General features: G+C 67.4%; 22 protein-coding genes. 9 read left to right on the top strand and 13 right to left on the bottom strand.

What is annotated here, in order from left to right; all coding sequences use genetic code 11:
- Positions 1 to 11: 11 nt before the first annotated feature.
- The 4 genes from arsJ to ACRDNQ_RS00640 form a co-directional block, all read right to left on the bottom strand.
- Positions 12 to 1,274 (bottom strand): organoarsenical effux MFS transporter ArsJ, encoded by a 1,263-nt coding sequence (gene arsJ / locus ACRDNQ_RS00655; RefSeq protein ID WP_431826691.1) that lies wholly within the window; start codon positions 1,272 to 1,274, stop codon positions 12 to 14.
- Positions 1,271 to 2,278, bottom strand: coding sequence for an ArsJ-associated glyceraldehyde-3-phosphate dehydrogenase (locus ACRDNQ_RS00650; RefSeq protein WP_431826690.1), 1,008 nt, complete (start codon positions 2,276 to 2,278; stop codon positions 1,271 to 1,273). Before ACRDNQ_RS00650 ends, arsJ begins: the two co-directional genes overlap by 4 nt.
- A 4-nt stretch (positions 2,279 to 2,282) precedes the next feature.
- A complete protein-coding gene (locus tag ACRDNQ_RS00645) occupies positions 2,283 to 3,128 on the bottom strand; it encodes a metalloregulator ArsR/SmtB family transcription factor (RefSeq protein WP_431826689.1) in 846 nt (281 codons plus the stop codon).
- Between the two features lie 151 nt (positions 3,129 to 3,279).
- Positions 3,280 to 5,379, bottom strand: a complete 2,100-nt coding sequence (locus ACRDNQ_RS00640; RefSeq protein ID WP_431826688.1) for an alkyl/aryl-sulfatase — start codon at positions 5,377 to 5,379, stop codon at positions 3,280 to 3,282.
- 109 nt (positions 5,380 to 5,488) lie between these two features.
- Here ACRDNQ_RS00640 and ACRDNQ_RS00635 point away from each other — a divergent pair, with 109 nt between their 5' ends.
- Positions 5,489 to 6,238 carry a Crp/Fnr family transcriptional regulator gene (locus ACRDNQ_RS00635; protein WP_431826687.1) on the top strand — a complete coding sequence of 250 codons (750 nt, stop codon included), beginning with the start codon at positions 5,489 to 5,491 and terminating at the stop codon, positions 6,236 to 6,238.
- A 252-nt stretch (positions 6,239 to 6,490) separates the two neighbouring features.
- On the opposite strand, the gene ACRDNQ_RS00630 is transcribed toward ACRDNQ_RS00635, so the two are convergent.
- From ACRDNQ_RS00630 to ACRDNQ_RS00615, 4 genes are read right to left on the bottom strand one after another with little or no spacing between them, the layout of a single operon-like run.
- The gene (locus ACRDNQ_RS00630; RefSeq protein ID WP_431826686.1) at positions 6,491 to 7,234 is read right to left on the bottom strand and encodes a GntR family transcriptional regulator; all 744 of its coding nucleotides are present in this window, start codon (positions 7,232 to 7,234) and stop codon (positions 6,491 to 6,493) included.
- 1 nt (position 7,235) lies between these two features.
- Positions 7,236 to 8,090, bottom strand: coding sequence for an ABC transporter permease (locus tag ACRDNQ_RS00625; RefSeq protein WP_431826685.1), 855 nt, complete (start codon positions 8,088 to 8,090; stop codon positions 7,236 to 7,238).
- Positions 8,087 to 8,902 (bottom strand): ABC transporter ATP-binding protein, encoded by an 816-nt coding sequence (locus ACRDNQ_RS00620; RefSeq protein ID WP_431826684.1) that lies wholly within the window; start codon positions 8,900 to 8,902, stop codon positions 8,087 to 8,089. Before ACRDNQ_RS00620 ends, ACRDNQ_RS00625 begins: the two co-directional genes overlap by 4 nt.
- Before the next feature lie 2 nt (positions 8,903 to 8,904).
- On the bottom strand, positions 8,905 to 9,933 hold the full coding sequence (locus ACRDNQ_RS00615) for an ABC transporter substrate-binding protein (RefSeq protein ID WP_431826683.1): 1,029 nt from the start codon (positions 9,931 to 9,933) through the stop codon (positions 8,905 to 8,907).
- Positions 9,934 to 10,143: 210 nt separating this feature from the next.
- Here ACRDNQ_RS00615 and ACRDNQ_RS00610 point away from each other — a divergent pair, with 210 nt between their 5' ends.
- The 4 genes from ACRDNQ_RS00610 to ACRDNQ_RS00595 are packed head-to-tail and all read left to right on the top strand — an operon-like array spanning position 10,144 to position 13,163.
- Positions 10,144 to 10,842, top strand: coding sequence for a fumarylacetoacetate hydrolase family protein (locus tag ACRDNQ_RS00610; protein WP_431826682.1), 699 nt, complete (start codon positions 10,144 to 10,146; stop codon positions 10,840 to 10,842).
- The gene (locus tag ACRDNQ_RS00605; RefSeq protein ID WP_431826681.1) at positions 10,839 to 11,456 is read left to right on the top strand and encodes an RraA family protein; all 618 of its coding nucleotides are present in this window, start codon (positions 10,839 to 10,841) and stop codon (positions 11,454 to 11,456) included. Before ACRDNQ_RS00610 ends, ACRDNQ_RS00605 begins: the two co-directional genes overlap by 4 nt.
- A complete protein-coding gene (locus tag ACRDNQ_RS00600) occupies positions 11,453 to 12,319 on the top strand; it encodes an NAD(P)-dependent oxidoreductase (RefSeq protein WP_431826680.1) in 867 nt (288 codons plus the stop codon). The genes ACRDNQ_RS00605 and ACRDNQ_RS00600 overlap by 4 nt, the downstream gene beginning before the upstream one ends.
- 1 nt (position 12,320) lies before the next feature.
- A complete protein-coding gene (locus ACRDNQ_RS00595) occupies positions 12,321 to 13,163 on the top strand; it encodes a sulfite exporter TauE/SafE family protein (RefSeq protein WP_431826679.1) in 843 nt (280 codons plus the stop codon).
- A 63-nt stretch (positions 13,164 to 13,226) separates the two neighbouring features.
- Here ACRDNQ_RS00595 and ACRDNQ_RS00590 read toward each other — a convergent pair whose 3' ends face one another.
- On the bottom strand, positions 13,227 to 15,776 hold the full coding sequence (locus tag ACRDNQ_RS00590) for an adenosylcobalamin-dependent ribonucleoside-diphosphate reductase (RefSeq protein ID WP_431826678.1): 2,550 nt from the start codon (positions 15,774 to 15,776) through the stop codon (positions 13,227 to 13,229).
- Positions 15,777 to 15,898: 122 nt separating this feature from the next.
- Here ACRDNQ_RS00590 and ACRDNQ_RS00585 point away from each other — a divergent pair, with 122 nt between their 5' ends.
- Positions 15,899 to 16,318: a DUF1489 family protein gene (locus tag ACRDNQ_RS00585; RefSeq protein ID WP_431826677.1), complete on the top strand. Its 420-nt coding sequence runs from the start codon at positions 15,899 to 15,901 to the stop codon at positions 16,316 to 16,318.
- A 1-nt stretch (position 16,319) separates the two neighbouring features.
- A complete protein-coding gene (locus ACRDNQ_RS00580; RefSeq protein WP_431826676.1) occupies positions 16,320 to 17,033 on the top strand; it encodes a copper homeostasis protein CutC in 714 nt (237 codons plus the stop codon).
- Here ACRDNQ_RS00580 and hisG read toward each other — a convergent pair.
- Genes hisG through hisS form a run of 3 tightly spaced genes read right to left on the bottom strand, consistent with a single transcriptional unit; the run spans position 17,030 to position 20,291 of the window.
- Entirely contained in the window at positions 17,030 to 17,722 is a 693-nt protein-coding gene (gene hisG, locus ACRDNQ_RS00575; protein WP_431826675.1) for an ATP phosphoribosyltransferase, read from the bottom strand. The genes ACRDNQ_RS00580 and hisG overlap by 4 nt on opposite strands.
- On the bottom strand, positions 17,719 to 18,804 hold the full coding sequence (locus tag ACRDNQ_RS00570) for an ATP phosphoribosyltransferase regulatory subunit (protein ID WP_431826674.1): 1,086 nt from the start codon (positions 18,802 to 18,804) through the stop codon (positions 17,719 to 17,721). Before ACRDNQ_RS00570 ends, hisG begins: the two co-directional genes overlap by 4 nt.
- On the bottom strand, positions 18,804 to 20,291 hold the full coding sequence (gene hisS, locus ACRDNQ_RS00565; RefSeq protein WP_431826673.1) for a histidine--tRNA ligase: 1,488 nt from the start codon (positions 20,289 to 20,291) through the stop codon (positions 18,804 to 18,806). The genes ACRDNQ_RS00570 and hisS overlap by 1 nt, the downstream gene beginning before the upstream one ends.
- A 77-nt stretch (positions 20,292 to 20,368) precedes the next feature.
- Here hisS and ACRDNQ_RS00560 point away from each other — a divergent pair, with 77 nt between their 5' ends.
- Both ACRDNQ_RS00560 and ACRDNQ_RS00555 read left to right on the top strand, forming a co-directional pair.
- Entirely contained in the window at positions 20,369 to 20,572 is a 204-nt protein-coding gene (locus ACRDNQ_RS00560) for a SlyX family protein (RefSeq protein ID WP_431826672.1), read from the top strand.
- A gap of 6 nt (positions 20,573 to 20,578) precedes the next feature.
- Positions 20,579 to 21,658 (top strand): AbrB family transcriptional regulator, encoded by a 1,080-nt coding sequence (locus tag ACRDNQ_RS00555; RefSeq protein ID WP_431826671.1) that lies wholly within the window; start codon positions 20,579 to 20,581, stop codon positions 21,656 to 21,658.
- Here ACRDNQ_RS00555 and dnaE read toward each other — a convergent pair.
- Complete coding sequence (gene dnaE / locus ACRDNQ_RS00550; protein WP_431826670.1) at positions 21,655 to 25,089, bottom strand: DNA polymerase III subunit alpha; 3,435 nt, start codon at positions 25,087 to 25,089, stop codon at positions 21,655 to 21,657. The genes ACRDNQ_RS00555 and dnaE overlap by 4 nt on opposite strands.
- Between the last annotated feature and the right edge of the window lie 41 nt (positions 25,090 to 25,130).

Raw genomic sequence — 25,130 nt, 5'->3', positions numbered from 1 at the left:
CCTTCGGCCCCTCAGACACCGCGCAACCGGCGTGCGGCAAGCCAGCTGGCAAGGGCCATGACCCCGGCGGTGGCCAGGCAAAGCGGCAGGCCGCCCAACTGGAAGCTGATCCCGGACAGAAGCGTGCCGATCAGCCGCCCGGCGGCATTCGCCATGTAGTAGAAGCCCACGTCGCGGGTGATGCGGTCGGCCGATCCGAAGGCCAGGATCAGGTACGAATGGACCGAGGAGTTGATCGCGAAGACGAAGCCGAAGACAAGAAGGCCACCGATAAGCGTGGCGGTGAGCATGGGCGACGGCCCGTCCGCCAGAAGCGCGGCGGCGGCAAGGGCGAAGGGGATGGGAACCAGCAGGCCGGCCCAGAAGATCGCCTTGGCGGTCATCGCCTCTTCCGGCTGGGTCCGCGCCCCGAGGAGTTTCGGCGCGACGGCCTGCACGGCACCGTAGGCGATGATCCACAGCGCAAGGAAGCTGCCAATAAGGAAGAAGGCCTCGCGCCGGCCTTCCGCCGTGCCGTCCGACAGCACCGCCTGAAAGTAGACCGGGATGCCCACGACGAACCAGACGTCGCGTGCGCCGAAGAGGAACATGCGGGCAAGCGAAAGGCGGTTCACGCGCGGGTCCTTCGAGCGCCAGCCGCTCCACGCCTCCTCGGCCTTCATCCGGCCAGGGAGGCCGGCGGGCAGGAACAGAACGACCGCGACGAGAATGGCGGCAAGGACGCCCGCCATGCCCCAGACCGCCGCCTCGAACCCGGCGACCGCAAGAAGCGCGGCACCAAGGAAGAAGCCAAGGCCCTTCACCGCGTTCTTCGATCCCGTCAGCGCCGCAACCCAGCGGAAGAGGCCGCCGTCCTCTTTCGGGGCAAGAAGCTTCACTGCCGACTTCGAGGACATCTTGGCAAGGTCCTTGGCCACGCCCGACACCCCCTGCACCGCCATCACGAAGGCGACCGAGGCCGCGACGCCCCAGCCGGGGTCGAGCTGGGCAAGGGCCACCAACGCCCCGATCTGAAGCGCGAGCCCGCCGTACAGCGTGGCCGCGAGCCCGAAGCGCGCGGCAAGCCAGCCGGCGGCAAGGTTCGTGACGATCCCGGCCACCTCGTAAAGCAGGAACAGCCAGGCAAGCTGGATCGGCGTGAAGCCCAGCGTATTGAAGTGCAGAAGCACCAGCATCCGGAGCGCGCCATCCGACAGCATGAAGGCCCAGTAGGCCGCCGTGACGGCGGCATAGGCGCGCAGCGGGTTCGGCGTTGGTGCCGCGGCTTCGGTCACAGCGAGGCCGCCACCATGCGGGCGATATCGGCCAGGCGGCAGGCATAGCCCCATTCGTTGTCGTACCAGGCGTAGACCTTCACCTGCGTGCCGTTCACGACCATGGTGGACGGCCCGTCGACGATGGAAGAGCGCGGGTCGTTGGTAAAGTCCGACGACACCAGCGGACGACGCTCGAACCCGAGGATGCCCTGAAGCGGGCCACTCGCCGCCGCCTCGAAAAGGGCGTTGACCTCTTCGACCGTTGTTGGCCGCTCGACCTCGAAGACACAATCGGTCAGCGAGGCGTTGAGAAGTGGCACCCGCACCGCATGGCCGTTCAGGCGGCCCTTCAGTTCGGGGTAGATCAGCGTGATCGCGGTGGCGCTGCCGGTGGTCGTGGGGATGAGGTTCAGGAGCGCCGAACGCGCGCGGCGCATGTCCTTCGCCGGGCGGTCGACGATGGTCTGGGTGTTGGTGACGTCATGGATCGTGGTGATCGAGCCGTGGCGGATGCCCAGCGCCTCGTGGATGACCTTCACCACCGGGGCAAGGCAGTTCGTCGTGCAGGAGGCCGCCGTGACGAGGGCCTGCGAGCCGTCGTAGAGGTGGTGGTTGACGCCGTAGACGAGGTTCAGGGCGCCGCCGTCCTTGACCGGTGCGCTGACCACGACCTTCTTCGCGCCTGCCGAATAGTAGGGCGCGACCTTCGCGGCGGTCTTGAAGACGCCGGTGCAGTCGATGACGAGGTCGACGCCAATCTCCGCAAGCGGCAGCGCCTCGATCGTTTTTTCGTGGGTCAGGCGGATGCGCCGGCCGTTCAGCACCAGCGCGCCGTCCTCATGGGCCACCGGCGTCCGCCAGCGGCCATGCACGCTGTCGAACTCCATCAGAAGCGCATGCTGCTCGGCATCCCCCGCGGGGTCGTTGAGCAGGACGATGTCACCCCCCGCGCCGGTGTCGATCAGGTCCCGCAGGACCAGTTTGCCGATCCGGCCAAGGCCATTGAGCGCGATCCGTGCCATGGGCTCAGCCCCTTTGCGTGTCATGGGCGTCGGTGCCAAGGGCATCGACGCGGGCTTGCAGGGACAGGCGGTTGAGGCTTTCGAACGGCAGCGCGACGAAGGCCGCGATCCGCCGGCGAAGCGCGGCGTAGGTCTGCGCGAACACAAGCGCCTTCTCGGCGTCTGTGCCGGTGGCGCGCGCGGGGTCGGGCAGGCCCCAGTGGCCGGTGATGGGCTGTCCGGGCCAGGGCGGGCACTCTTCGGCCGCCGCCGTGTCGCAGACGGTGAAGACGAAATCCATCTCGACCGAGTCGGGTTTCTGGAACTCGGCGATGTGCTTCGAGCGCAGGCCCGAGACATCGTGCCCGTTGCGCTTCAGCACCTCGAGCGCGAACGGGTTGAGCGCGGTGTTCGGCCGCGTTCCGGCCGAAAACGCCCGGAACCTTCCCTGGCCGAGATCGCGCAGGAGCGCTTCGGCGAAGATCGAGCGGGCCGAGTTGCCCGAGCAGATGAAGAGCACGTCGAAGTCTGTGTCGCGCATGGCCTGGTCCCGTTGTGCAGCAAGGAAGGGGGCAAGAAGTTCCGGCCGTGCCCGGCCCACGTCGAACGCGAGGTAGCCGATCAGCCCCTCGGTCGTGTCGAGGTCGACCGAGTAGTAAAGCGATCGCCCCTGCCGCTCGACCTGAACAAGGCCTGCGGCGGTGAGGTCGGACAGGTGATGCGAAAGCGTGTTGGGCTTCAGCCTCAGCGCCTCGGCGATCTCGGTCGGCCGCACGCCGCGCGGCGCAAAGCGCACGAGCAGCCGGAATACGGCAAGGCGGCCGGGATGGCCGAGCGTGGCGAAGGCATGTGCCGCATCATACGTTTCCATGATTCCCGAATAGAGGAATCATTGATCGGCGTCGAGTGAAGGTTTTGCGACAGCCCGGCCAGCCGACGCGACATATCCCGCGGCGTGCCGGGCACGCGGTGATCCCGGCCCGCGGGGTGGGTGGCTCTGCCCGGGCCCCCGCCCGGGGCGCCTACTCGGGGATCACCGCCCCGATCTCAGCCTGGAGCGCCTCGCCGTCGGGAAGATCGGTCCGGGACTTGGTGCCCGGCATGATCTCGAACCGCGGGTCGAACTCGACCATGAGGCCGGCCAGTTGCCCAAGAATGGCGAGGTCACCTTCGGCCTGCGCCGCGCCTTCGGCGAGCAGGTCTTCGAGCGTGGCGACGCCACCCATCACCCGCTCGAGGTCCGAGCGGTTCACGGTAAGGGTGAGGTCGGCGTCCTCGGCCTGATAGCCCTCGATGTTCGTGAGCGTCGCGTTCGACAGCTCCACCACGAAGCGCTCGCCATTGTCCGGCGTGACGAGGTTCATGACGAACGAAAGCCCTTCCGCCCGGCGGCTGTCCATCTTGATGCCGAGGAAATTGAGGAAGAGTTCCGTCGACATCGCGCGGATGACGTCGGGGCCTGACGAGCTTGCTATGGTGCCCTGCGGGATGCCCGTACGGAGCTCATAGGCCGCAGCGAGGAAGGAGTTCCTGAGCCCCGGGTTCTCCTGCTGGTAGCCCAGTTGCTCGAAGGCGTCGGCCAGCGCATCCTTTGCGTCGGCGTTCGCAGGCTCGGCCAGGACGAGCTTGTTCAGGATCTCGACCGCGTGGAGGTAGTCGCCCGAGTCATGCAACTCCGCCGCCTTCGCCAGGATCGTGGCCGAGCCACCCATCATCTCGACGTAGAGCGGCGCCGAGTCTTCGGGCGAAAGCGGGATCAGCGTCGCCGGATTGCAGTCCCAGAAGCCGAGATAGCGCTGGACCACCCCGCGGGCGTTATGCTCGGGCGACCCGTGGTAGCCCCGGCAGTGCCATTTCTGCTGAAGGCTTGCGGGCATCCGATAGACATTGTGGATCTGATTGATGGTCACGCCCTGGTTGGCGTAGTGCAGCACCTGGTTGTTCATGTTGGCGTAGAGGTCGCGCTGGTCGCGCAGAACCTCGCGAATGCGGTCGTTCCCCCAGCGCGGCCAGTGGTGGGAGGCGAACATGACCTCGGCCTCCTGTCCGAAGAGCCAAAGCGCCTCGTTGATGTAGCGCGCCCAGTTGAGCGGGTCGCGCACGGGCGCGCCGCGCAGTGTGTAGATGTTGTGGAGCGTGGCGGTCACGTTCTCGGCCATCCACAGCGCCTTGAGGTCGGGGATGTAGGTGTTCATCTCCCGCGGCGCCTCGGTGTTGGGCGTGTTCTGGAAGATCATCCGGATACCGTCGACCTCGAATTCCTCGATCGGGTCCGAAACAAGGCGCGTGGGCGCGATGAGGCTCGTGGCCCCTGCCGGGATGCGGTGGCCGAGGCCTTGCGTGACGAAGCCGTGCGGCGCGACCGGGAGGAGGAGGCCGTACTGGTAGAAGAGCCGCCGGTTCATCGCGTTCCCGGCGTAGACGTTCTCCGAGATGGTGAACTGCATGAAGCCGTCGGGCGCGATGATCTCGACCCGGCCCGACCTGATGTCCTCGTCAGTCACGACGCCGCGGACGCCCCCGAAATGGTCGCCATGCGTGTGGGAATAGATGACCGCGGCGACGGGCAGACCTTCGCCGACGTGTTCCTGGAACAGGTCCCACGCCGCGCGGGCGGTCTCGACGGTGGTCATGACGTCGATCAGGATCCAGCCGGTCTTGCCGCGCACGAAGGTCATGTCCGACAGGTCGAAGCCGCGGACCTGGTAGATTCCCGGCACCACCTCGTAAAGGCCGAAGTTGTTGTTGAGCCGGGCGATACGGGTCATCGAGGGGTGGATGCTGTCGAAGTCGCCGGTGCCGTTCAGGAAGTCGTAGTCCGACATGTCGAAGGCAACGTTGCCGGCATCGGCCATGATGCGCGGATCGGTTCGGCGCGCGATCAGCCCACGTTCCTGTTCCGCGATGTCGCGCGTATCGGCGAAAGGCAGCGTGGCCCTGGAGTCTTCGAGGATCCGGATCGTGTGGGGCGAAGGCGCCTTGCCCTTCGGGTGGAAGTGACCTTCAAGCACGGGCCGCGCCTCCTGCGCATGGGCCGGGCCTTCGCTGACGAGTGCGCCCCCCAACGCAAACGCGGCGCCGGTGGCGGGGATCGAACCCAGAAGCTGGCGGCGGGTGGTCATGGTCGGTCCTTTCGCTGAATTCGTGCCCGTTTGATTCTAATCATTGGCCGCGATCCGCTGAGCGACAAATGTCACTCAGCGCGATGAAGATGGTCGGGGGAGGACAGGTATGGACGGCCGGACCAAACGGTCGCAGCACCTCGGGACGCTTACGAAGACCGGGTGGCTTTCGCTCCAGCCGCCCGAATTCCAGGGCCGGATGATCGCCATCGGGCGCTGGGCCTCGGTGCCGCGGGGCCGCGCGCTCTACGTCTTCGGCGAGGAGGCCGATGCGATTTTCGGGCTTGGTTCGGGGCATCTCGACATCTCGGTCCCCGTCGACTCGGAGGACGTGGTCATCCATCGTGCGCCGCCCGGGATATGGGTGGGTGACGGTGCGCTCTTGTCCGGAGTGCCGCGCATGCTGACCGTGGTCGCCGCCACGGACTGCGAGGTATTCCGCATCCCGCAGGCTCCGCTGCGCCGGATGCTTGAGGAAAACCCGGGCGACTGGCGGCACTTGCACCACCTAGCCACGCTGAACGGCGCGCTGGCGACACAGGCCTTGGCCGAGGCGCTTGTCCTGCCCGCGCGGCCGCGCTTCGCGCGGGTGCTCCTGCGGCTTGCCCAGCCCGACGGCACGATCAACGCCACGCAAGAGGAACTGGGCCGAATGGCGGGAATGAGCCGTGCGGCGTTCCGGCGGGCCTTCGGCGCCCTGATCGCGGCGGGGGTTCTCGAGACCGGACGGGGAAGCGTTCGCATCCATGACAGGGCCGCGCTCGCGCAGGAGGCACGACTCGACCCCGTCGGTGAGGGGCCAAGGAAGCGCCCGACGCCGGGGTCCCGCGCTGAGTCGGGCAGAGCGACCTTGTCATGACCTCCTCGGGACGGCGTGGTGGCGAGCCTGTCGGACATCGCGGCGAAATGGATCGGGTGAGATCAGGCTGGAGCAGAAAACGTCGATCCATGGGGATCGCGCTACTTCCCGTTCTGCCGGAACCCGCAGTCGCAATCGCTTCGGCAGGCCCATGCTGACCGCCCGACGCGCGGGCGAACCGGCCATCGAAAGAAAGACGGGATCACGGCCTTGCGCGAAGACACCTGTGGCGCGACCCGCCGGGTGTGGCGATCATCGCATCGCGGCCTGGCGCCCCGAGGCGCCTTCACCGGCGTCGTTGGTCTGGAACGTGACGTTGCGCAACGTGTCGAGCGTGATGCGATAGTGCTCTTCGAGAAGCTGGCAGGCGCGGGCGGCATCGTGATCGAGCACGGCGTCAAGGATCGCGCGATGTTCGGCAGCGGCGCCCTCGCGGCGCTGCTTGTTGGGATTGGTGTTCATCGACAGGTTGCGGTACCGCACGGCCTGATCCATCAGCATCGAACAGAAGTCCAGAAGCCAGGACGATCCGCAGCGCTGAAGCAGCAGCATGTGGAAGTCCTTGTGCCTGTCTTCCCATTCCTCGGTGGTCTCGGGGGTTCCGTCCTCGGGAAGGCGGCGCTGGGTGCGGGCAAGGCGGTGGAAGCTTACGACAAGCTCTTCCTCCCAGGCCTCGTCGTGGTTCCTGATCGACTCGGTCAGCGCGATGGTCTCAAGCCAGATGCGCGTCTTGACCAGTTCTTCGAGTTCGGCGATCGAGATCGGCGCGACGTTGAACCCCCGGTGACTTTTCCGTTCGACAAGGCCCTCCGAGGACAGGCGGTTCAGCGCCTCGCGGACCGGCACTGCGCCGACGCCGTAGCGGTCGGACATGGCCTCGATCTGAAGCTTCTCGCCCGGCAAGAGGTCGCCCTGCAGGATGCCGCGCCGGATCCTGTCGTAGGCCAGTTCGGATAGGTTCCTGGCCTCGGCCGCGACGCCGTTCGGCACTGCCATGTCAGCCAACTCCACCCGGCCGATCGGATTTGTTCCAGAAGACGAACCGTCGCTGCATCCACACCACCACGAAGAAGAGAGCGAGCCCCAGAAGGCTCAGATAGAGGATCAGCGCGAAGACGCGCGGCGTGTCAAGCTGACTTGCCGACTGCCGGATGAGGGCGCCGAAGCCCTTTCCGCCGCCCAGGAACTCGCCGGTGATCGCCCCGGCCATGACGCCGACCGCGGCGATCTTCAGCCCGGTGAAGACATAGGGCAACCCGGTCGGCAGCTTCAGCCTGAGCAGCGTCTGGATGCGCGTGGCGCCGATGGACTTGAACAGCATCCGCTCGTTTTCGGAGGCGGCATAGAGGCCGGCCGCAGTCGCCACGACGATGGGAAAGGTCGCGATGAACGCCGCGAGCGCGACCTTCGAGGCGATGTCGAAGCCCAACCAGGCGATGAACAACGGCGCGAAGGCGACCTTCGGCATGGTGTCGATCGCGACGAGGTAGGGCATGACCGCACGCTCGCCGAACTTCGTCTCGCCCACAAGGACGCCAAGGGAAAACCCGATCGCGATGGCGATCAGAAAGCCATAGAGGACCGTCAGCGTCGTCGTCCACAGTGCGTCAAGCATGTAGCCGCCGGAGATCAGGTTGTTCCCGACGAAGATCAGGTCCTCCAGCGTCTCGAGCGGCGTGGGAAGGATGATGGGAGAGACCACCTCGAACCGGGTCACAAGATCCCAGATGCCGACCACGAGAACAAAAAGCATCGCCATCGCCAGCCACCGCGGGATCCGGTCGATGACGGCGACGTGTTCCTCCCAAACGGTATCGGATCCCGTGGCCGCACCCTGTGTCACGTCTGTCATGAATAGGCCTCCCTTCCCAGAAGGTCTCGGATATGGGCGACGATCTCGCCGAAGCGGGACGTGTTGATCATGTCGAGCGTCCGCGGCCGGGGCAGGTCGATGCGCACGTCCTCGACGATGCGGCCCGGCCGCGCCTTCATCACGAGGATACGATCCGACAGGATCACCGCCTCGGCCAGCGAGTGCGTGACCAGGAAGGCGGTCGCGTGACGCTCCATGCAGATGCGCTGGAGTTCCATGTTCATGAAGTCACGTGTCAGTTCGTCCAGCGCCGAGAACGGCTCGTCGAGCAGCAGCATCGCGGGATCGGACACGAGCATCCGGCAGATCGAGGCACGCTGCGCCATCCCGCCCGAAAGCTCGCCCGGATAGACGTTCGCGAAGTCGCCCAGTCCGACAAGCCGCAGCAGATCCATCGCTTTCTCATGCGACGCGCGCGCGGCGGCCTTTCCTTCGCGGATCTCGATCGGCAGAAGCACATTCTCGATCGCGGTCTTCCACGGCAGGAGCGTGGCCTGCTGAAACATCATCCCGATGTCGCGGCGCGGCCCGACGACCGGCTTGCCTTCCAGCACCACACGTCCCGTCGTGGGGGGCATGAGCCCGGCCATGATCTTGAGCAGCGTCGACTTTCCGCAGCCCGACGACCCGATGACCGAGACGAATTCCCCCTTGTGGATCGTCAGATGGACGTCCGACAGGGCGACAAGCTGGTTGCGGGCATAGGTCTTCGAAACGCGCGCGATCTCGTACACCGGCCGCGCCTCCGACGCGGCCGGGTAGGGTTTCAGAGGATGGGGTTCGACCGTCACCTTCACGCGTTCCAGCCGGCCACGAACTCGTTCGTGTAGACGGCGGAAAGGTCTGGCAGCGGGGCCGACAAGGCGCCCGAAGCGACCGCCGAGTCGTGGATCGCCTGCCAATGCTCGGGCGGCTGAAAGCCGAAACCCTCGGCGATGAAGGCGTCGGTCGGCGTCATCCGGTTGACGACCCCGTCGAACAGCGAGGGCGCATAGTCCTGCTCGCCTTCTTGCGGGTTGCCGGCCGCGCAGTGCATGAGCGCCGTCTCCTTGTTGGCCGGGTCAAGCGCGAAGCGCGTTCCGCGCACAAGCGCGCGGCCGAACTTCGGGGCGAGGTCCGGCATCGCGGCCATCTGGCTTTCGAGCATGGCGATGCCGTTGCCGAAGAAGCCAAGGAACTGTTCGGGCGTGATTTCCCGCAGTTCAAGTCCGCGCGCCGCAAGGATGGCGGCATCCGAGACGGCCCCGGCGTACGAATTGACCTCGTCGCGCAGGAAGGCCACGGCCGCGGTGCCGCCGTCGCCGACCGGCAGGAAGGTGAAGTCGGTGCCGGCGCTCATGCCGAGTTCGGACATGATCGCGCTTGTGAACGACACTTCCGCCCCGTCCGCGGTTCCCACGCCGATGACAGTGCCCTTGAGGTCAGCGGGCGTCTGGAAGTTGCTGTCCGCCTTTACGAGAAGACCGAAAACGGATTTCGGATAGAGGTTGTACAGGAACTTCACGTCGACGCCGCGCGAGCGCGCGCCAAGCGTCGGCCCGGGGCCGGGGGCGCCGATCTGAGCCTGTCCCGCGCTCATCGCCTGGAGCACGGCCGAGGACCCGTCGATTGCCTCCAGCGTCGGCTCGAGGCCTTCGTCCGCGAAGTAACCTTCCCCGACCGCGACCCAATAGGGCAGCCACGTCAGCGCCGAGGGGTTCGGCACCGCGAAGGTGATGGCAGTCTGCGCGCGCACGATGGCCGGCATACCGATGGCAGCAGCCGCGACGCTTCCCGCTGCAAGCTTGCCGAACGAGCGTCTCGACAGTGTCCGAGTGTTCATTGGTTTTCCTCCCTTTTTCCCAGCGTCCCCCCGGTCTGCCGGTGGAAACGCTGCCGAGGCTATATGATTCGCCGCCGCGCGCAAAAAAATATATGAAGTTACCTTCAAAACCGGATCATATCTTGAAATGGCGCGTGATCCGGGAAATCCTGTCGGCATGAATCGCCGCGCCTGACCGACGGCGAGAACACTCAAGCAGGATGAAGAACGATGGTCGCCTACGCCCTGACGCCGCCACCCCAGGCGCACCTGGATATCGCCAACTCGGACGAGAAGTTCCCGGTGCGGCGCATATACTGCATCGGAAAGAACTACGTCGCCCACATCATCGAGATGAACGCCGACGAGCGTGACCCGCCGGTCATCTTCATGAAGCCGGCCGACGCGCTCGTGCGCAACGGGGGCGAGATCCCCTATCCGGTGTTCACCAACAACTTCCACTACGAGTGCGAGCTGGTCGTGGCGCTGAAGTCCGGCGGCTACAACATCCCCGAAGCCGAGGCGTCGAAGCATATCTTCGGCTATGCGGTCGGTCTCGACATGACGCGGCGCGACCACCAGGCGGAAGCGCTTGCCAAGGGCCTGCCCTGGGAAGTGACCAAGGGGTTCGACCATTCGGCCCCGGTCGGCCCGGTCACGCGCGTCGAGGAAACAGGCGTGATGACCACCGGCCATGTCCGGCTCAAGGTCAACGGCAAGACGCGGCAGGATGCCGACATCTCGCTCATGATCTGGAAGATCGACGAGATCATCGCGAAGCTGTCGGAGCAGCACGAACTCAAGGCCGGCGACATCATCATGACCGGCACCCCTGCCGGGGTCGGCGCCGTCGTGACGGGCGATGTCCTGGACTGCTCGGTGGATGGTCTTCAGCCGATGCAGGTCCGGATCGGGGAACGCGCGGCGTGAGCCCCGCAGAGCGCCTTGCAGCGCTCGGCACGGCGACCGTCGCTGAAGCCACGCCCGGCGCGCGGATCCTGCGCCCCGGGCTGCGGGCCCTTGCGCCCGGGATGAAGGTTGCCGGACCCGCGCGCACGGTCCGTTGCCGGCCGGGCGACAACCTTGCGCTGCATCTGGCGATCTCCAAGGCCCTTCCGGGCGAGGTCCTTGTGGTCGACTACGGGGCGAGCGTCGAAAGCGGCCCCTTCGGCGAAATCATGGCGCTGGCCTGCACCTTGCGCGGTATCGCCGGCCTCGTCATCGACGGAACGGTGCGCGACAGCGAAGAGATCGCGGCGATCGGCTTTCCCGTCTTTGCCCGCGGGGTGAACATTCGCGGGACCGTCAAGGCGGACCCGGGAGAGATTGGGGTGCCCGTGGAGATCTGTGGAACAAGGATCGCGACCGGCGACTACATCGTCGCCGATGCCGACGCGACCATCGCGATCGCGGCTGGCGATGTGGCGAGCGCCCTTGCCGCGGCCGAGTCGCGGGCGGGGCGCGAGGCCGAGTTCAAAAGGCGGCTCAGGGCGGGCGAAAGCACGCTTGAAATCCTTGGTTTGCATGTGGAGGACGCACCATGACGACAATTGGCATCGCCGGGACCGGACGGATGGGGACCGCCTTCGCGCGAAGGCTCATCGAGACTGGCCACGACGTCACGGTCTGGAACAGGACCGCTGACCGCACGGCCGCCGCCACAGAGGCCGGAGCGCACCTGGCGCCGGACCTTGCCGCGCTCGCACGGTGCGACGCCATCCTCATCTCGCTCACCGATGCGGCGGCGGTGAACGCGGTCGCCGACGGTCTCTTGGCGACAGACATGCGGGGGAAACTCGTCATCGACCTCTCGACGCTTTTGCCGGAGGACGCGCGGGACCTTGCGGCGCGGTTCCTTGCGGCGGGCGCCGACTTCGTCGACTGCCCGGTCGGAGGCACGGTCGCCCCGGCGCTGAAGGGCCAGCTTCTGGGCATGGCCGGGGGGACGGAAACCGCCTTCGCTCGGGCCAAACCCCTTCTCGACCAGCTCTGCCGCCGTGTCGAGCATCTGGGGCCCGCGGGAAGCGGCGCCGCGATGAAGCTTGCCGTCAATCTGCCGCTCGCCGTCTACTGGCAGACACTTGCCGAGGCGCTGGCCATGATCGAGGCCGAGGGCATAGCGGCGGACACCGCGATATCGCTGATCGCCGACAGTTCCGGAGGTCCGACGGTCCTCAAGAATAGGGCGCAGGTCGTGATAGACACCTTGCAGGGCGCCGATCAGCCCGGGACGTTCGACATCGCCGGTCTTGCCAAGGACCTCGATCTCGCCTTGCAGCGGGCTTCGGCGTCCGGCCGGCAACTGCCCCTGTCCGAAGATGCGCGCAAAAGCTATGCCGCAGCCCTATCGGCCGGTCTTGGCGGATTCGACGGGGCAAGTCTGACGCGCCATCTGTTGAAACCCTGAGATGGAGGCCCTCGGCGATCCGGCCGCGATCCTGCCCCTTATCGGCGCGCTGGCTCTGGCGGGCGCGGCGATCGGCTTTCTCGCGGGCCTGTTCGGCGTGGGCGGCGGGGCGATCTCGGTTCCCGTCTTCTTCGAGATCTTCCGTGGCCTCGGCTATCCGCCAGAAATCTCGATGCCGCTTGCCGTGGGTACGTCCCTTGCGGTGATCGTCCCGACCTCGATCAGCTCGGCCCTCGGCCACCACCGGAAGGGGACGCTCGACAAGGACCTTCTGAGGATCTGGGCGCTGCCCATACTTGTCGGCGTCCTCTTCGGCGCCGCCATCGCCCGCGTCGCGCCTCCGTCCGTCTTCCAGGCCGTCTTCGTTGTCGTCGCCCTCATCAATGCGGCGAAGCTTCTGACGGGCGGCAAGGGCTGGCGACTGGCGGACAGCCTTCCCGGAGCCACCACAATGCGCCTTTCGGGGGCAGGTATCGGCCTCGTCTCGGCGATCATGGGGATCGGCGGGGGCGCGATCTCGAACCTGTTCCTCACGCTGCACGGGGTACCAATTCACCGGGCGATCTCGACCTCTGCCGGGGTCGGCGTCTTGATCGCCATACCCGGCACGATCGGCTACATGCTTGCCGGTCTTGGCCGGCCGGACCTTCCGTCCTATTCCGTCGGCTACGTGTCACTGGCCGCCTTCGCCCTCACGATCCCCGCCTCCCTGCTGACGACAAGGGCCGGCGTCGCGCTGGCCCACCGGCTGTCACGGCGGCGTCTCGAGATCGCGTTCGGAAGCTTCCTTGCCCTCGTGGCTCTGCGGTTCCTGTGGGAATTGGTGCGTCAGGCGTTCGGGTGACTGACCGACAGTCTTTCGCCCGAGAACGGCCCTTGGAAACGCCCGGAACTCACCAACCGATCATCAGGAACACTTGGAATGGCCGCAGGACGCGCAGGTCATGCAGCCTTCGATCATGCGCATGTCGTATTGCCCGCAGGCCGGGCAGGCCGGGCCGCGGGGTGTGTCCAGGTTGACGACCTGCGCCTGGGGATCGGACTTCAGTCCCATCCCCTCGCCCGGGATGAAGCCGATCGAGATCAGGTGGCGCTCGATCACCCCGCCGATCGCGGCCAGGATCGAGGGGACATACTTGCCGTTCATCCAGGCCCCGCCGCGCGGATCGAAGACGGCCTTGAGTTCCTCCACCACGAAACTCACGTCGCCGCCGCGCCGGAACACGGCCGAGATCATCCGCGTCAGGGCCACGGTCCAGGCGAAATGCTCCATGTTCTTCGAATTGATGAAGACCTCGAAGGGGCGGCGATGCCCGCCGATGACGATGTCGTTGATCGTGATGTAGATGGCGTGGTTCGAATCCGGCCACTTCAGCTTGTAGGTCTGCCCCTCGAGCGCGCCGGGCCGGTCGAGCGGTTCCGAGATATAGACCACGTCGCCATGCGGCATGCGCGGCTCGTCCCGGCGCTTGGTCACGACCTCGGCGGCGGGCGTGGCGGAGGCGGGTGCGGCCGGGCCCACCGGCCCCTCGCCTTCCGCAAAGAGCAGCCAGCGCGAGGTCACGCCCAGCGCCTCGGCCACGGCGCGGGCGTCGCGATTGGTGGGCTTGTGGCCGTCATCCCACGATGCGATGCGGTCGGGATCGACGCCGGATTTCGCAGCCAGCGTCGGAATGTCCTCGATGCCCACCGCGGCGGCGGCGGCCTCGATGCGGGCGGCGATCGTGCCGGGCTTCGGCGCAGCGGCTTTCGCGGGCTTGTCCTCGGCCACGCTCAGCACGCTTCCCGTGACCGAGTTCGGGCGGTAGGTGGTGCAGCCTTTGCAGCCGGTCTCGTAGGCCTCCATGTACACGTCCTTGAAGGCATCGAAGTCGATGTCCTCGGGGCAGTTGATGGTCTTCGAGATCGACGAATCCACCCACTTCTGCGCCGCCGCCTGCATCCGCACATGGTCAAGCGGCTGAAGCGTCTGGGCGTTGACGAAGTATTCTGGCAGGGGCACGTCGCCGAACTTCTGCCGCCAGAGCTGCACGGCATAATCGACGACTTCTTCCTCGGTCCGCGAGCCGTCCTTCTGGAGGACCTTGCGGGTATAGGCATAGGCGAAGACGGGCTCGATCCCGGACGACACGTTGCCGGCGTAAAGGCTGATCGTGCCGGTGGGCGCGATCGAGGTCAGAAGGGCGTTGCGGATCCCGTGTTTCCGGATCGCCGCGCGCACATCGTCGTCCATGTGGGCAAGCGATCCGGAGGCAAGGAATTTCTTGGCGTCGAACAGCGGGAAGGCCCCCTTCTCCTTCGCAAGCTCGACGCTTGCCAGATAGGCCGCGCGGGCGATGCGGTGCAGCCAGCGCTCGGTCTGTGCCGCGGCCGTGTCCGAGCCATAGCGCAGGCCCATCATCAGAAGCGCATCGGCAAGCCCGGTAACGCCCAGCCCGATCCTGCGCTTGGCCTGCGCCTCGGCCGCCTGCTGCGGCAGCGGAAAGCGCGAGGCGTCGACCACGTTGTCCATCATCCGAACGGCTGTGGCGACAAGCTCGTCCAGTTCGGCCTCGTCGATCGCGGCGCCGGCCTCGAACGGGTCGCGCACCAGCCGGGCAAGGTTGATCGAGCCCAGAAGGCAGGCGCCATAGGGCGGCAGGGGCTGTTCGCCGCAGGGATTGGTGGCCGCGATCGTCTCGGCATAGGCAAGGTTGTTCATCGCGTTGATGCGGTCGATGAAGATCACGCCGGGCTCGGCGTAGTCGTAGGTCGACCGCATGATGCGGTTCCACAGGTCGCGCGCCTGCACGGTCTTGTAGACCCGGCCCTCGAACTGAAGGTCCCAGGGCCCGTCCGCCTTGACCGCCTCCATGAAGGGGTCGGTGACAAGGACCGAGACGTTGAAGTTGCGCAGCCGGGCCGGGTCGGATTTGGCGGTGATGAAATCGACGATGTCAGGATGGTCGCAGCGCATGGTCGCCATCATGGCCCCGCGCCGCGATCCGGCCGACATGATCGTGCGGCACATCGCATCCCAGACATCCATGAACGACAGCGGCCCCGAGGCATCGGCGGCGACGCCGGCGACCGGCGCGCCCTTGGGCCGGATGGTCGAGAAGTCATAGCCGATCCCGCCGCCCTGCTGCATGGTCAACGCGGCTTCCTTCAGCATCTCGAAGATGCCGGCCATGCTGTCGGGGATCGTGCCCATGACGAAACAGTTGAACAGCGTCACCGAGCGCTCGGTTCCCGCCCCGGCGATGATCCGCCCCGCAGGCAGATAGCGGAAATCCTCGAGCGCGGCATAGAACCGGTCTTCCCAGGCCGCAGGGTCCGCCTCGGTCGCGGCAAGCGCCCGCGCGATGCGCCGCCAGGTATCCTCGACCGACTGGTCGACCGGCGTGCCATCGGCGGCCTTGAAGCGATACTTCATGTCCCAGATGGCTTCGGCGATCGGGGCGGCGAAACGGCTCATGCAGGCGATTCCCAATTCAGGTGACGGCTTTCCACTATAGGACATGCGTACAATCGGTTGAAGCCCCGGCAGCAAAGACTACGATATGCTGTGTAGCTGTGGGGGAATCTGTGGATAACTGCGTGCACCTTCTGAAACTCTGCGTCGGCGCCGACCGGGTCGAGGATCTGACCGACTGGCAGGAGACGCCGCGCGCCAAGGGGCCGGACGGCCTGCCGCGCCACATCACCCGGATGTGGCCCAAGCGCGAGGCCGAGGTGCTGAACGGCGGATCGCTTTACTGGGTGTTCAAGGGCGTGATCCTGGCCCGCCAGCGCATCCTGCGGCTGGACGAAGTGACGGGAAGCGACGGTATCCTGCGCTGCGCCCTTGTGCTTGACCCCAAGGTGGTGCGGACCGAAGCCGCGCCGCGCCGCCCGTTCCAGGGCTGGCGCTACCTTGATCCGAAGGACGCGCCGCGCGACTTGCGGCAGGGCCGGACGGCGGCAGACGACGCGCCGCCCCAGCTTCTGGCCGCGCTTGCCGAGATTGGCGTGCGCTAGGGTGGCCGTTCTTGTCGAGGTCTGCGTTGACACCCTTGACGGTGCCTTGGCGGCGGTGCGCGGCGGCGCGGGGCGGATCGAGCTGTGTTCGGCGCTGTCCGAGGGCGGCCTGACGCCTTCGGCGGGGCTGATGCGGGCGGCCGCGGCGTTGCCCGTGCCGGTCCGCGCGATGATCCGGCCGCGCAGCGGGCTCTTTCATTTCACCGATCGGGACGAAGCGATCATGCTGGCCGATATCGCGGCGGCGCGGGCGGCGGGGCTCGCCGGCGTGGTTCTGGGCGCGCAGGCGCCGGACGGCGGGCTGGACCTTGGCCTGCTCGCCCGGCTTTGCGACGCGGCCGGGCCGCTCGGGCGCACGCTGCACCGGGTCATCGACGTGGTGCCCGACCCTCTTCTGGCGCTCGACCAGGCGATCGCGCTTGGGTTCGATCGGGTGCTGACCTCGGGTGCGCAACCCCTTGCGCCCGATGGCGCAGGCCTGATCGCGGCGATGGTTCAGCGCGCCGCGGGGCGGCTTTCGGTGATGCCGGGCTGCGGTCTCGATGCCGGGAACGTGGCCCGCGTGGTGACCGCGACCGGCGCGCACGAGGTGCACGCCGCCTGTTCCCGACCGGTCCCGGGCGACCCCGCGTTCTCGGACTTCGATCCCCCGGGCGGCCGGCGCGAGACCTCGGAAGCCGACGTCCGCGCGATGGTGGCGGCGCTGGCGGGCTAGAGCCCCAGCTTCGCCTTCAACGTGGCGAAGATCGCCTTTGTCTCCGCGTCCCATTCGGCCGTGCGCGACCGGAACAGCGTGGCCTGGCTGCGCAGGATCGGCCCGTCTGACAGCGGCTTGAGGTGATTGGCGCGCAGCGTCTCGCCCGTCGAGGTGATGTCGGCGATGGCCTCGGCGGTCAGGTTCTTCACCGTGCCTTCGGTCGCCCCCTGGCTGTCGACCAGCCTGTAGTCGGCCACGCCCGCGGCGCGCAGCGCCTCGCGCACAAGGCGGTGGTACTTGGTCGCGATCCGCATTCGCCGACCATGCCGGGCGCGGAACGCCGCCGCCGCGCCGTCAAGATCGTCCAGCGTGTCGACGTCCGCCCAGAAGGCGGGCACGGCGATGACGAGGTCGGCCTGACCGAAGCCAAGTTCGGCCAGCGTTTCGGTCTGTTCCTGCCAGAAGGGCAGCTTTTCGCGCACCATGTCGGTGCCGGTCACGCCCAGGTGGATGCGGCCCGACGCCAGTTCGCGCGGGATCTCGCCCGCCGACAGAAGCCGCAGTTCGAGGCCCGGCATCCCTTCGACCGCCCCGGCGTATTCACGGTCATGGCCGGCCAGCGACATGTCGATGCCGCGCGCTCCGAACCAGGCGAAGGTCTTTTCCATGAGCCGTCCCTTGGACGGAACGCCAAGCCGCAGCGTCATGACGCGCCCCCCAGGTCGAGGACAAGCGCGGGACGGATCACGCCGCCCACCGCCGGCAGTTCGCGGCCGCGGCCAAGCACGCGGGTCAGCGCGTCATAGCGCCCGCCGGTGGCGACGGGCGGCAGGTTGGGACGGCCGTCGGCATAGAAGCCGAAGACGAAGCCATCGTAATACTCCATCGAGGTGCGGCCATAGCTTGCCTCGAAGTCGAGCGTGTCGACGTCGATCCCCTGCGCCGTCATCGCCTCGAGCCGGGCCTCGAAGCGGTTCACGGCCGGGGTCAGCGCCGGCAGGTCGACGGCAAGGTTGCGCAGATGCGCCAGCGCGTTGGGCGGCGTCTCGCGGAGCGACAGAAGGTCCTGCAACAGCGCGATCTCGGCGGCGGCGATGGGCGGGTCCATCGCATCGGCCTTCAGCGCGGCGATGCGGTCCAGCACCTCGGCGCGCGAGCGCAGCCCGATCTCGGGCGCGGCGTTTGCCAGCGGGTCGGCCGCTTCGATCAGGGCGCGGCGCGAGGGCGGCATGGGCGTGCGCCCGCCGAACCGGTCCATCAGCGCACGGAAGCGGTGCGGCCGCCAGAGGTGGCGCAGAAGCGCCTCCTTCCGGCGGTCGCTGGTCGACAGACCCTTCACGGCGGCGGTGAGCAGGCCGATGTCGCCGGTGGCGGCACGCAGCCTGAGCGGCGCCAGAAGCTGGGCGAAGGCGGCAAAGACCTCGGCGTCGGCCTGGGCCGCGTCCGAGCCGTTGAAGACCTCGTAGCCGACCTGGATGTATTCCGATGCCCGGGCGCGGTCGTCTTCCTGCTTGCGGAACACCTCGCCCATGTAGGTATAGCGCTTGGCGCCGCCGTCGCCGTCCATGTGCATCTGCACGATCGGCACGGTGAAGTCCGGGCGCAGCATCGCCTCGCCCCGCGCGGGGTCGTGGGTGACATAGGCGCGGGCGCGGATCTCTTCGCCGTAAAGGTCAAGAAGCGTCTCGGCGGGCTGCAGGATGTCCGCCTCGGCGACCTCTGCGCCCACCGCCTCGAAGGCGGCGCGCAGGCGCAGGGCCTCGGCCAGGATGGCGGCCTTGTCGGGCATCAGACCCCCCCGAGCAGGCGCTTGACCTCGGCCACCAGCGCGCCGCGCGCGCATTCGAACTGGGCGGGCTGGGCCTTCCATTCCTCGTGGCTGGCGGTCTGGGCGATCTTCGCGCCAAGGACCAGGTCCTTGATCTGGACGACGCCGCGCGCAAGTTCGTCCGCGCCCTGGATGATCGCCACGGGCGACTGGCGCTGGTCGGCGTACTTGAGCTGATTGCCGAAGTTCTTGGGGTTGCCAAGAAAGACCTCGGCCCGGATGCCGGCTGCACGAAGCTCGGCCGCCATGGCCTGGTAGTCGGCCATGCGGTCGCGGTCCATGACGGTCACGACGACGGGTCCGTGCGACTGGCTGCCGATCCGGCCCTTGGCGTGCAGCGCCGCCAGAAGGCGGTCCACGCCGATCGAGACGCCGGTTGCCGGCACGGCCTGCCCGGTGAAGCGCTTGACGAGGTCGTCATAGCGCCCGCCGCCCGCCACGCTGCCGAACTGGCGCGGGCGTCCCTTCTCGTCGAGGATCTCGAAGGTCAGTTCCGCCTCGAACACCGGGCCGGTGTAGTAGCCAAGGCCACGCACGACCGAGGGGTCCATGACCACGCGGTCCTCGCCGATGCCCTGGGCGCGGACAAGGTCGATGATGTGGCGCAGTTCGCTCACGCCTTCCTCGCCGATGGACGAGCCGTCGACAAGCGCGCGTAGCTCGGCCCAGCGGTCGTCGAAGGACAGCTCGGCGGCCCCGACGAAGCGCATGACAAGCTCGGCCTGCCGGTCGGCCAGCCCCGCGCCCTTGGTGAAATCCCCGCTTTCGTCCTTGCGCCCCTCGCCCAGAAGTGCGCGCACGCCGTCCTTGCCAAGCCGGTCGAGCTTGTCGATGGCGCGCAGGACGATCCCGCGTTCGTGCGCGAACTTCTCGGGGTCGGCGGGATCGAGAATGCCCGCGACCTCCATCACCCCGTTCAGGACCTTCCGGTTGTTGACCCGGATGATGTAGTCGCCGCGCTCGATCCCGACCGCTTCCAGCGCATCGGCCAGCATCATGCAGATCTCGGCGTCGGCCGCGACGCTGGCCGTGCCCACTGTGTCGGCGTCGCACTGGTAGAACTGGCGGAACCGGCCCGGCCCGGGCTTCTCGTTGCGCCACACGGGCCCCATCGCATAGCGGCGGTAGGGCGTGGGCAGGTCGTTGCGATGCTGCGCGAAAACGCGGGCCAGCGGCGCGGTCAGGTCATAGCGCAGCGCCAGCCAGTCGTCGTCCTCCTGCCAGGCGAAGACGCCTTCGTTCGGGCGGTCGACGTCCGGCAGGTACTTGCCCAGCGCCTCGAGCGTTTCGACGGCCGAGGATTCCAGCGCGTCGAAGCCATAGGCATGATAGACGGCGGCGATGCGGTCCAGCATCTCCTTGCGTTCGGTCACTTCTGCGCCGAAATAGTCGCGGAACCCCTTGGGCGTGACCGCCTTGGGGCGGGGGGTCTTCGTGGCCTTGGACATCGCCGGTCCTCCGTTCGCGGCGCGGTTTAGCCGCTTGCCCCCCTCGGAGCAAGGCAGCAACACGGGAAGGCGGACGCATGGAGCGACTGGAGGCGATAGAAGGGCATCTGGCGCATCTTCTTCGGACGGTGGACGACCTGAACGACATCGTGGCCGGCCAGGCCGCCGAGATCGCGCAGCTGCGCGCGCAGGTGGCCTTTCTGATGCAGCGAGAGGCGGGGCGCGAAGCCGAGGCGTCGGGCGGGATATACCTTGGCGACGAACGCCCGCCGCATTACTGAACGCCCATGGCCCTTCTCCCCCCGCGCGGCTTCGATCTTCGTCCCCCCTTCCTGGCCCTCGCCCTTGGCGCGGCGGGCGGCGGTGCGGCGTATCTTCTGGGCCTGCCCCTGCCCTTCCTTCTGGGATCGGTGATCGCGGTCGCGGCGGCGGCGCTGACCGACTTCAGGCCCTTCGGCATCGCGCCGGTGATGCCCGAGAAGATCCGGCTGTTCTTCGTGCCGGTGATCGGCGTCTCGATCGGGGCGGCGTTCACGCCGCAGGTGCTGGAAGAGATCCCGCGCTGGTGGCCCAGCGTCCTGGCGCTTCTGGTCTTCATCCCGCTTACGCAATTCATCGGCTACGTCGCCATGCGGCGCCTCGGCGGGATAGACCGCGCGACCGCCTTCTACGGCGCGGCCCCGGGCGGGCTGATCGAGGCGGTGCTCTTGGGCGAAAAGGCCGGCGCGGACGCGGCGATGCTCACGATGCTGCAATTCATGCGGTTGCTTTTGTGCATCATCTTCATCCCCATCGGCATCTCGATCTGGACCGGCCATGCGGTGGGCAGCGCGGCGGGGGCCGTGATGGGCGGTCACGATCCCCTGTCGGCGCTGGACTGGGTGATCCTGACGGTGTCCGGCGTCGTGGGCACCCTGATCGCGAAACGGCTGAACTTCCCGGCCTGGCAGATGACCGGCGCGCTTGTCGCGTCGTCGCTGGTGCATCTCTTCGGGCTGGTCGAAGGCGGACCGCCGGGCTGGCTGGTCGCCGTCACCCAGCTTGTCATCGGGATCACCCTGGGCGCGCGATTCGTGGGCAAGTCGCCCCGTCTTTTCCTGGTCGCGCTTCGGGTCAGCGGCGTCTATGTGCTGCTGACCTGCGCGCTGGCCGCGCTGTTCGCGGCGCCGGTGCACGTGTGGGTCGACGAAAAGTGGACGGCGGTGTTTCTGGCTTTCGCGCCGGGCGGCCTTGCCGAGATGTCGCTGATCGCGCTGTCGCTGCAGATGAGCGTGATCTACGTGACCGCGCACCACGTCCTGCGCATCGTGCTGGCCGTCTTTTCGGCCCGCTACCTGTCGCCCTTCATCCTCAAGGCGCCCGACTAAAGCTCTTCGACGGTCAGGACGCCCGAAACCGCCTTCAGCGCCGCCTTGATCTGCGGCGAGACCGGGAAATCGTCGCCGATGAGCATCCCCACCTCGCCCGGCAGATCGGGGGCAAGCAGACACAGCTCGATCGGCCCGCGACCGCGCACCCCGGCCTCGGCCCGCGCCCGATCAAGGATCGCGCGCACGGTCGGCGCGGCCTCGGGTGCCTCGACGAAGACGCGCAGCCCGGCGCTGCCGGCGTCGGCGACGACCCCGTCAAGCGGCGTCGCCCCGCGCGCCACGGGATCGAACTGGCCTTCGTTGAACCGCGCCTCAAGCGTCAGGACCACCTGCGAGGTCTTTTCGAAGACCTTGCGGACCGCATCGAAATCCTCGGGGAACAGCGCCATGCCCGCCACCTGCCCGGTCGGGTCCGAGATGTTCATCCGGAAAAAGCGCGTGCCCCGGCCGGATTTCCGTTCCTGCAGGCCCGAGACGACGACGCCCACCCGCGCCACGGCAGCGCCGTCGCGTTCGGCCTTTTCCTGAAGCTCGGCCAGGGTCAGCGCACCCTTGCGCTTGAGCGGCCCCATGTAGTCGTCGAGGGGATGCCCCGACAGGTAAAAGCCGATGGCGGCGAATTCCTCGGACAGCCGCTCGTTCGGCAACCAGTCGGCGACCGGCGACAGGCGCGGCTCGGGCAGATCTTCGCCCGCCTCGCCGAAAAGCGACACCTGCGACGAGGCGCGCGCCTCGTGGATCGCCGCCGAATAGGCGGTCAGCGCATCGACGCTTTCCAGCACCCGCCGGCGGTTCGGATCAAGCTGGTCGAAGGCGCCCGCGCGCGCCAGCATCTCGAGCGGGCGCTTGCCGATACGCTTGAGGTCGACGCGGCGGGCGAAGTCGAAAAGCGTCACGAAGGGCTTGCCGCCACGTGCCGCCGTGACAAGCCGCATCGCCTCGGCGCCCACGTTCTTGAGCGCGCCCAGCGCATAGACGATGCGCCCTTCGGACACACTGAATGTCGCTTCGGAGCGGTTGACGCAGGGCGGCACGATTTCGATCGCCAGACCCCGACGCACCTCTTCGGCATAGACCGCAAGCTTGTCGGTCAGATGCAGGTCGCAGTTCATGACGCCCGCCATGAATTCGACCGGGTAATTCGCCTTGAGCCACGCCGTCTGGTAGCTCACCACCGCGTAGGCCGCCGCGTGCGACTTGTTGAAGCCGTAGTTGGCGAACTTGTCGAGCAGGTTCCAGACCTCGAGCGCCTTCTTCTCGTCGACGCCGTTCTTCCTGGCGCCCTCAAGGAACTTCGGGCGCTCGGCATCCATCGCGGCCTGGATCTTCTTGCCCATGGCGCGGCGCAGCAGGTCGGCGCCGCCAAGGCTGTAGCCGGCCATTTCCTGCGCGATCTGCATCACCTGTTCCTGGTAGACGATGATGCCCTGCGTCTCGTCCAGGATGTGGTCGATCAGGGGGTGGATCGACTCCCGGTCGGACAGCCCGTTCTTGACTTCGCAATACTTCGGGATGTTCTCCATCGGGCCGGGGCGGTAAAGCGCGACAAGCGCCACGATGTCCTCGATGCAGGTGGGCTTCATGCGCCGCAGCGCATCCATCATGCCCGAGCTTTCGACCTGGAACACCGCCACCGTGCGGGCCGAGGCGTAAAGCTGGTAGGTCTTCTCGTCGTCAAGCGGGATCGCCCCGATGTCGATCCCGATGCCGCGGTCTTGCAAGAGGTCGAGGGCGTTCTTGATGACCGTCAGCGTCTTGAGGCCGAGGAAGTCGAACTTCACCAATCCCGCCTGTTCCACCCATTTCATGTTGAACTGGGTCGCGGGCATCTCGGAGCGCGGATCGCGATAGACGGGCACAAGCGCGTCGAGCGGCCGGTCCGCGATCACCACGCCCGCGGCATGGGTCGAGGCGTTGCGCAGCAGCCCCTCGATCTGCATCCCATAGTCGAGAAGCCGCTGAACCACCTCTTCGGCGCGTGCCTCCTCGCGCAGGCGCGGCTCGTCGGCCAGCGCCTTCTCGATCGACACGGGCTTGACGCCCTCGACCGGGATCATCTTCGACAGCCGGTCGACCTGGCCGTAGGGCATCTGCAGCACGCGCCCCACGTCACGCACCGCCGCCTTCGACAGAAGCGCGCCGAAGGTGATGATCTGCCCTACCCGGTCCCGGCCGTATTTCTCCTGCACGTAGGCGATGACCTCTTCCCGGCGGTCCATGCAGAAATCGATGTCGAAGTCCGGCATCGACACCCGCTCGGGGTTCAGGAAGCGTTCGAACAGAAGGCTGTAGCGCAGCGGGTCGAGGTCGGTGATCGTCAGCGCATAGGCCACCAGGCTGCCGGCGCCCGACCCCCGGCCCGGCCCCACCGGAATGCCCTGATCCTTCGCCCACTTGATGAAATCGGCAACGATCAGGAAATAGCCGGGAAAGCCCATGCCCTCGATGATGCCAAGCTCGAACTCGAGCCGCGCCTCGTACTCCGCCACCGGGGCGGCATGGGGAATGACGGCGAGCCGCGCCTTCAGCCCCTCTTGCGCCTGCCGGCGCAATTCCTCGACCTCGTCGTCGGCGAAGCGCGGCAGGATCGGGTCGCGCCTCGGCGCGGCATAGGCACAGCGGCGCGCGATCTCGACGGTGTTTTCCAGCGCCTCGGGCAGATCGGCGAACAGCGTCGCCATCTCGGCCGGCGTCTTCAGGTAATGCTCGGGCGTCAGCCGCCGGCGCGGGCCCTGCTGGTCGACATAGGCGCCGTCCGCGATGCACAAAAGCGCGTCATGCGCCTCGTACATCGCGGGCTTCACGAAATGGACGTCGTTGGTGGCGACCAGGGGCAGGTCCTGCGCATAGGCGATCTCGAGCATCCCGCGCTCGACCGCGCCGCCCTCCTGCCCGTGCCGCTGAAGCTCAACGTAAAGCCGTCCCGGAAAGATCTCGGCCAGACGCGCGGCAAGCGCTTCGGCCTTGGCGCGCTGCCCGTCCGACAGATACCGGCCAAGCGGCCCCTCCGGCCCCCCGGTCAGGCAGATCACCCCCTCGGCATGGCGCGCAAGATCCTCGAGCGTGACGTGAAGCGGCCCCGTCCCCTCGGCGAGGTACAGACACGAGTTGAGCTTCATGAGGTTGCCGTAGCCGGCCTCGGACTGCGCCAGAAGCACCACGTCGGCAGGGGGGCGTTCGCGTTCACCCGGCCGGACGGGTTCGAACAGGACCGAGATCTGGCAGCCGTGGATCGGCTGGATGCCCGCCCCCTGCGCGCCCACTGCGAATTCCAGCGCGCAGAACATGTTGTTGGTGTCGGTCACAGCGACCGCCGGCATCTCCATCTTCGCGCAAAGCTTGGGCAGCTCCTTCAGACGCACGGCGCCCTCCAGAAGCGAATACTCGGTATGGACGCGCAGGTGGATGAATCGGGGAAGGCTGCTCATGGGTCGAACCTAGCGCAGGATGTTGCGGTTCGCCAATCCGT

The organism is Saliniferula longa (genome assembly GCF_050789285.1).
Classification (GTDB): Bacteria; Pseudomonadota; Alphaproteobacteria; order Rhodobacterales; family Rhodobacteraceae; genus CAVPWP01.
Note: the sequence above shows the minus strand (reverse complement) of the source record. Positions and strands in the feature narration are given on the sequence as shown.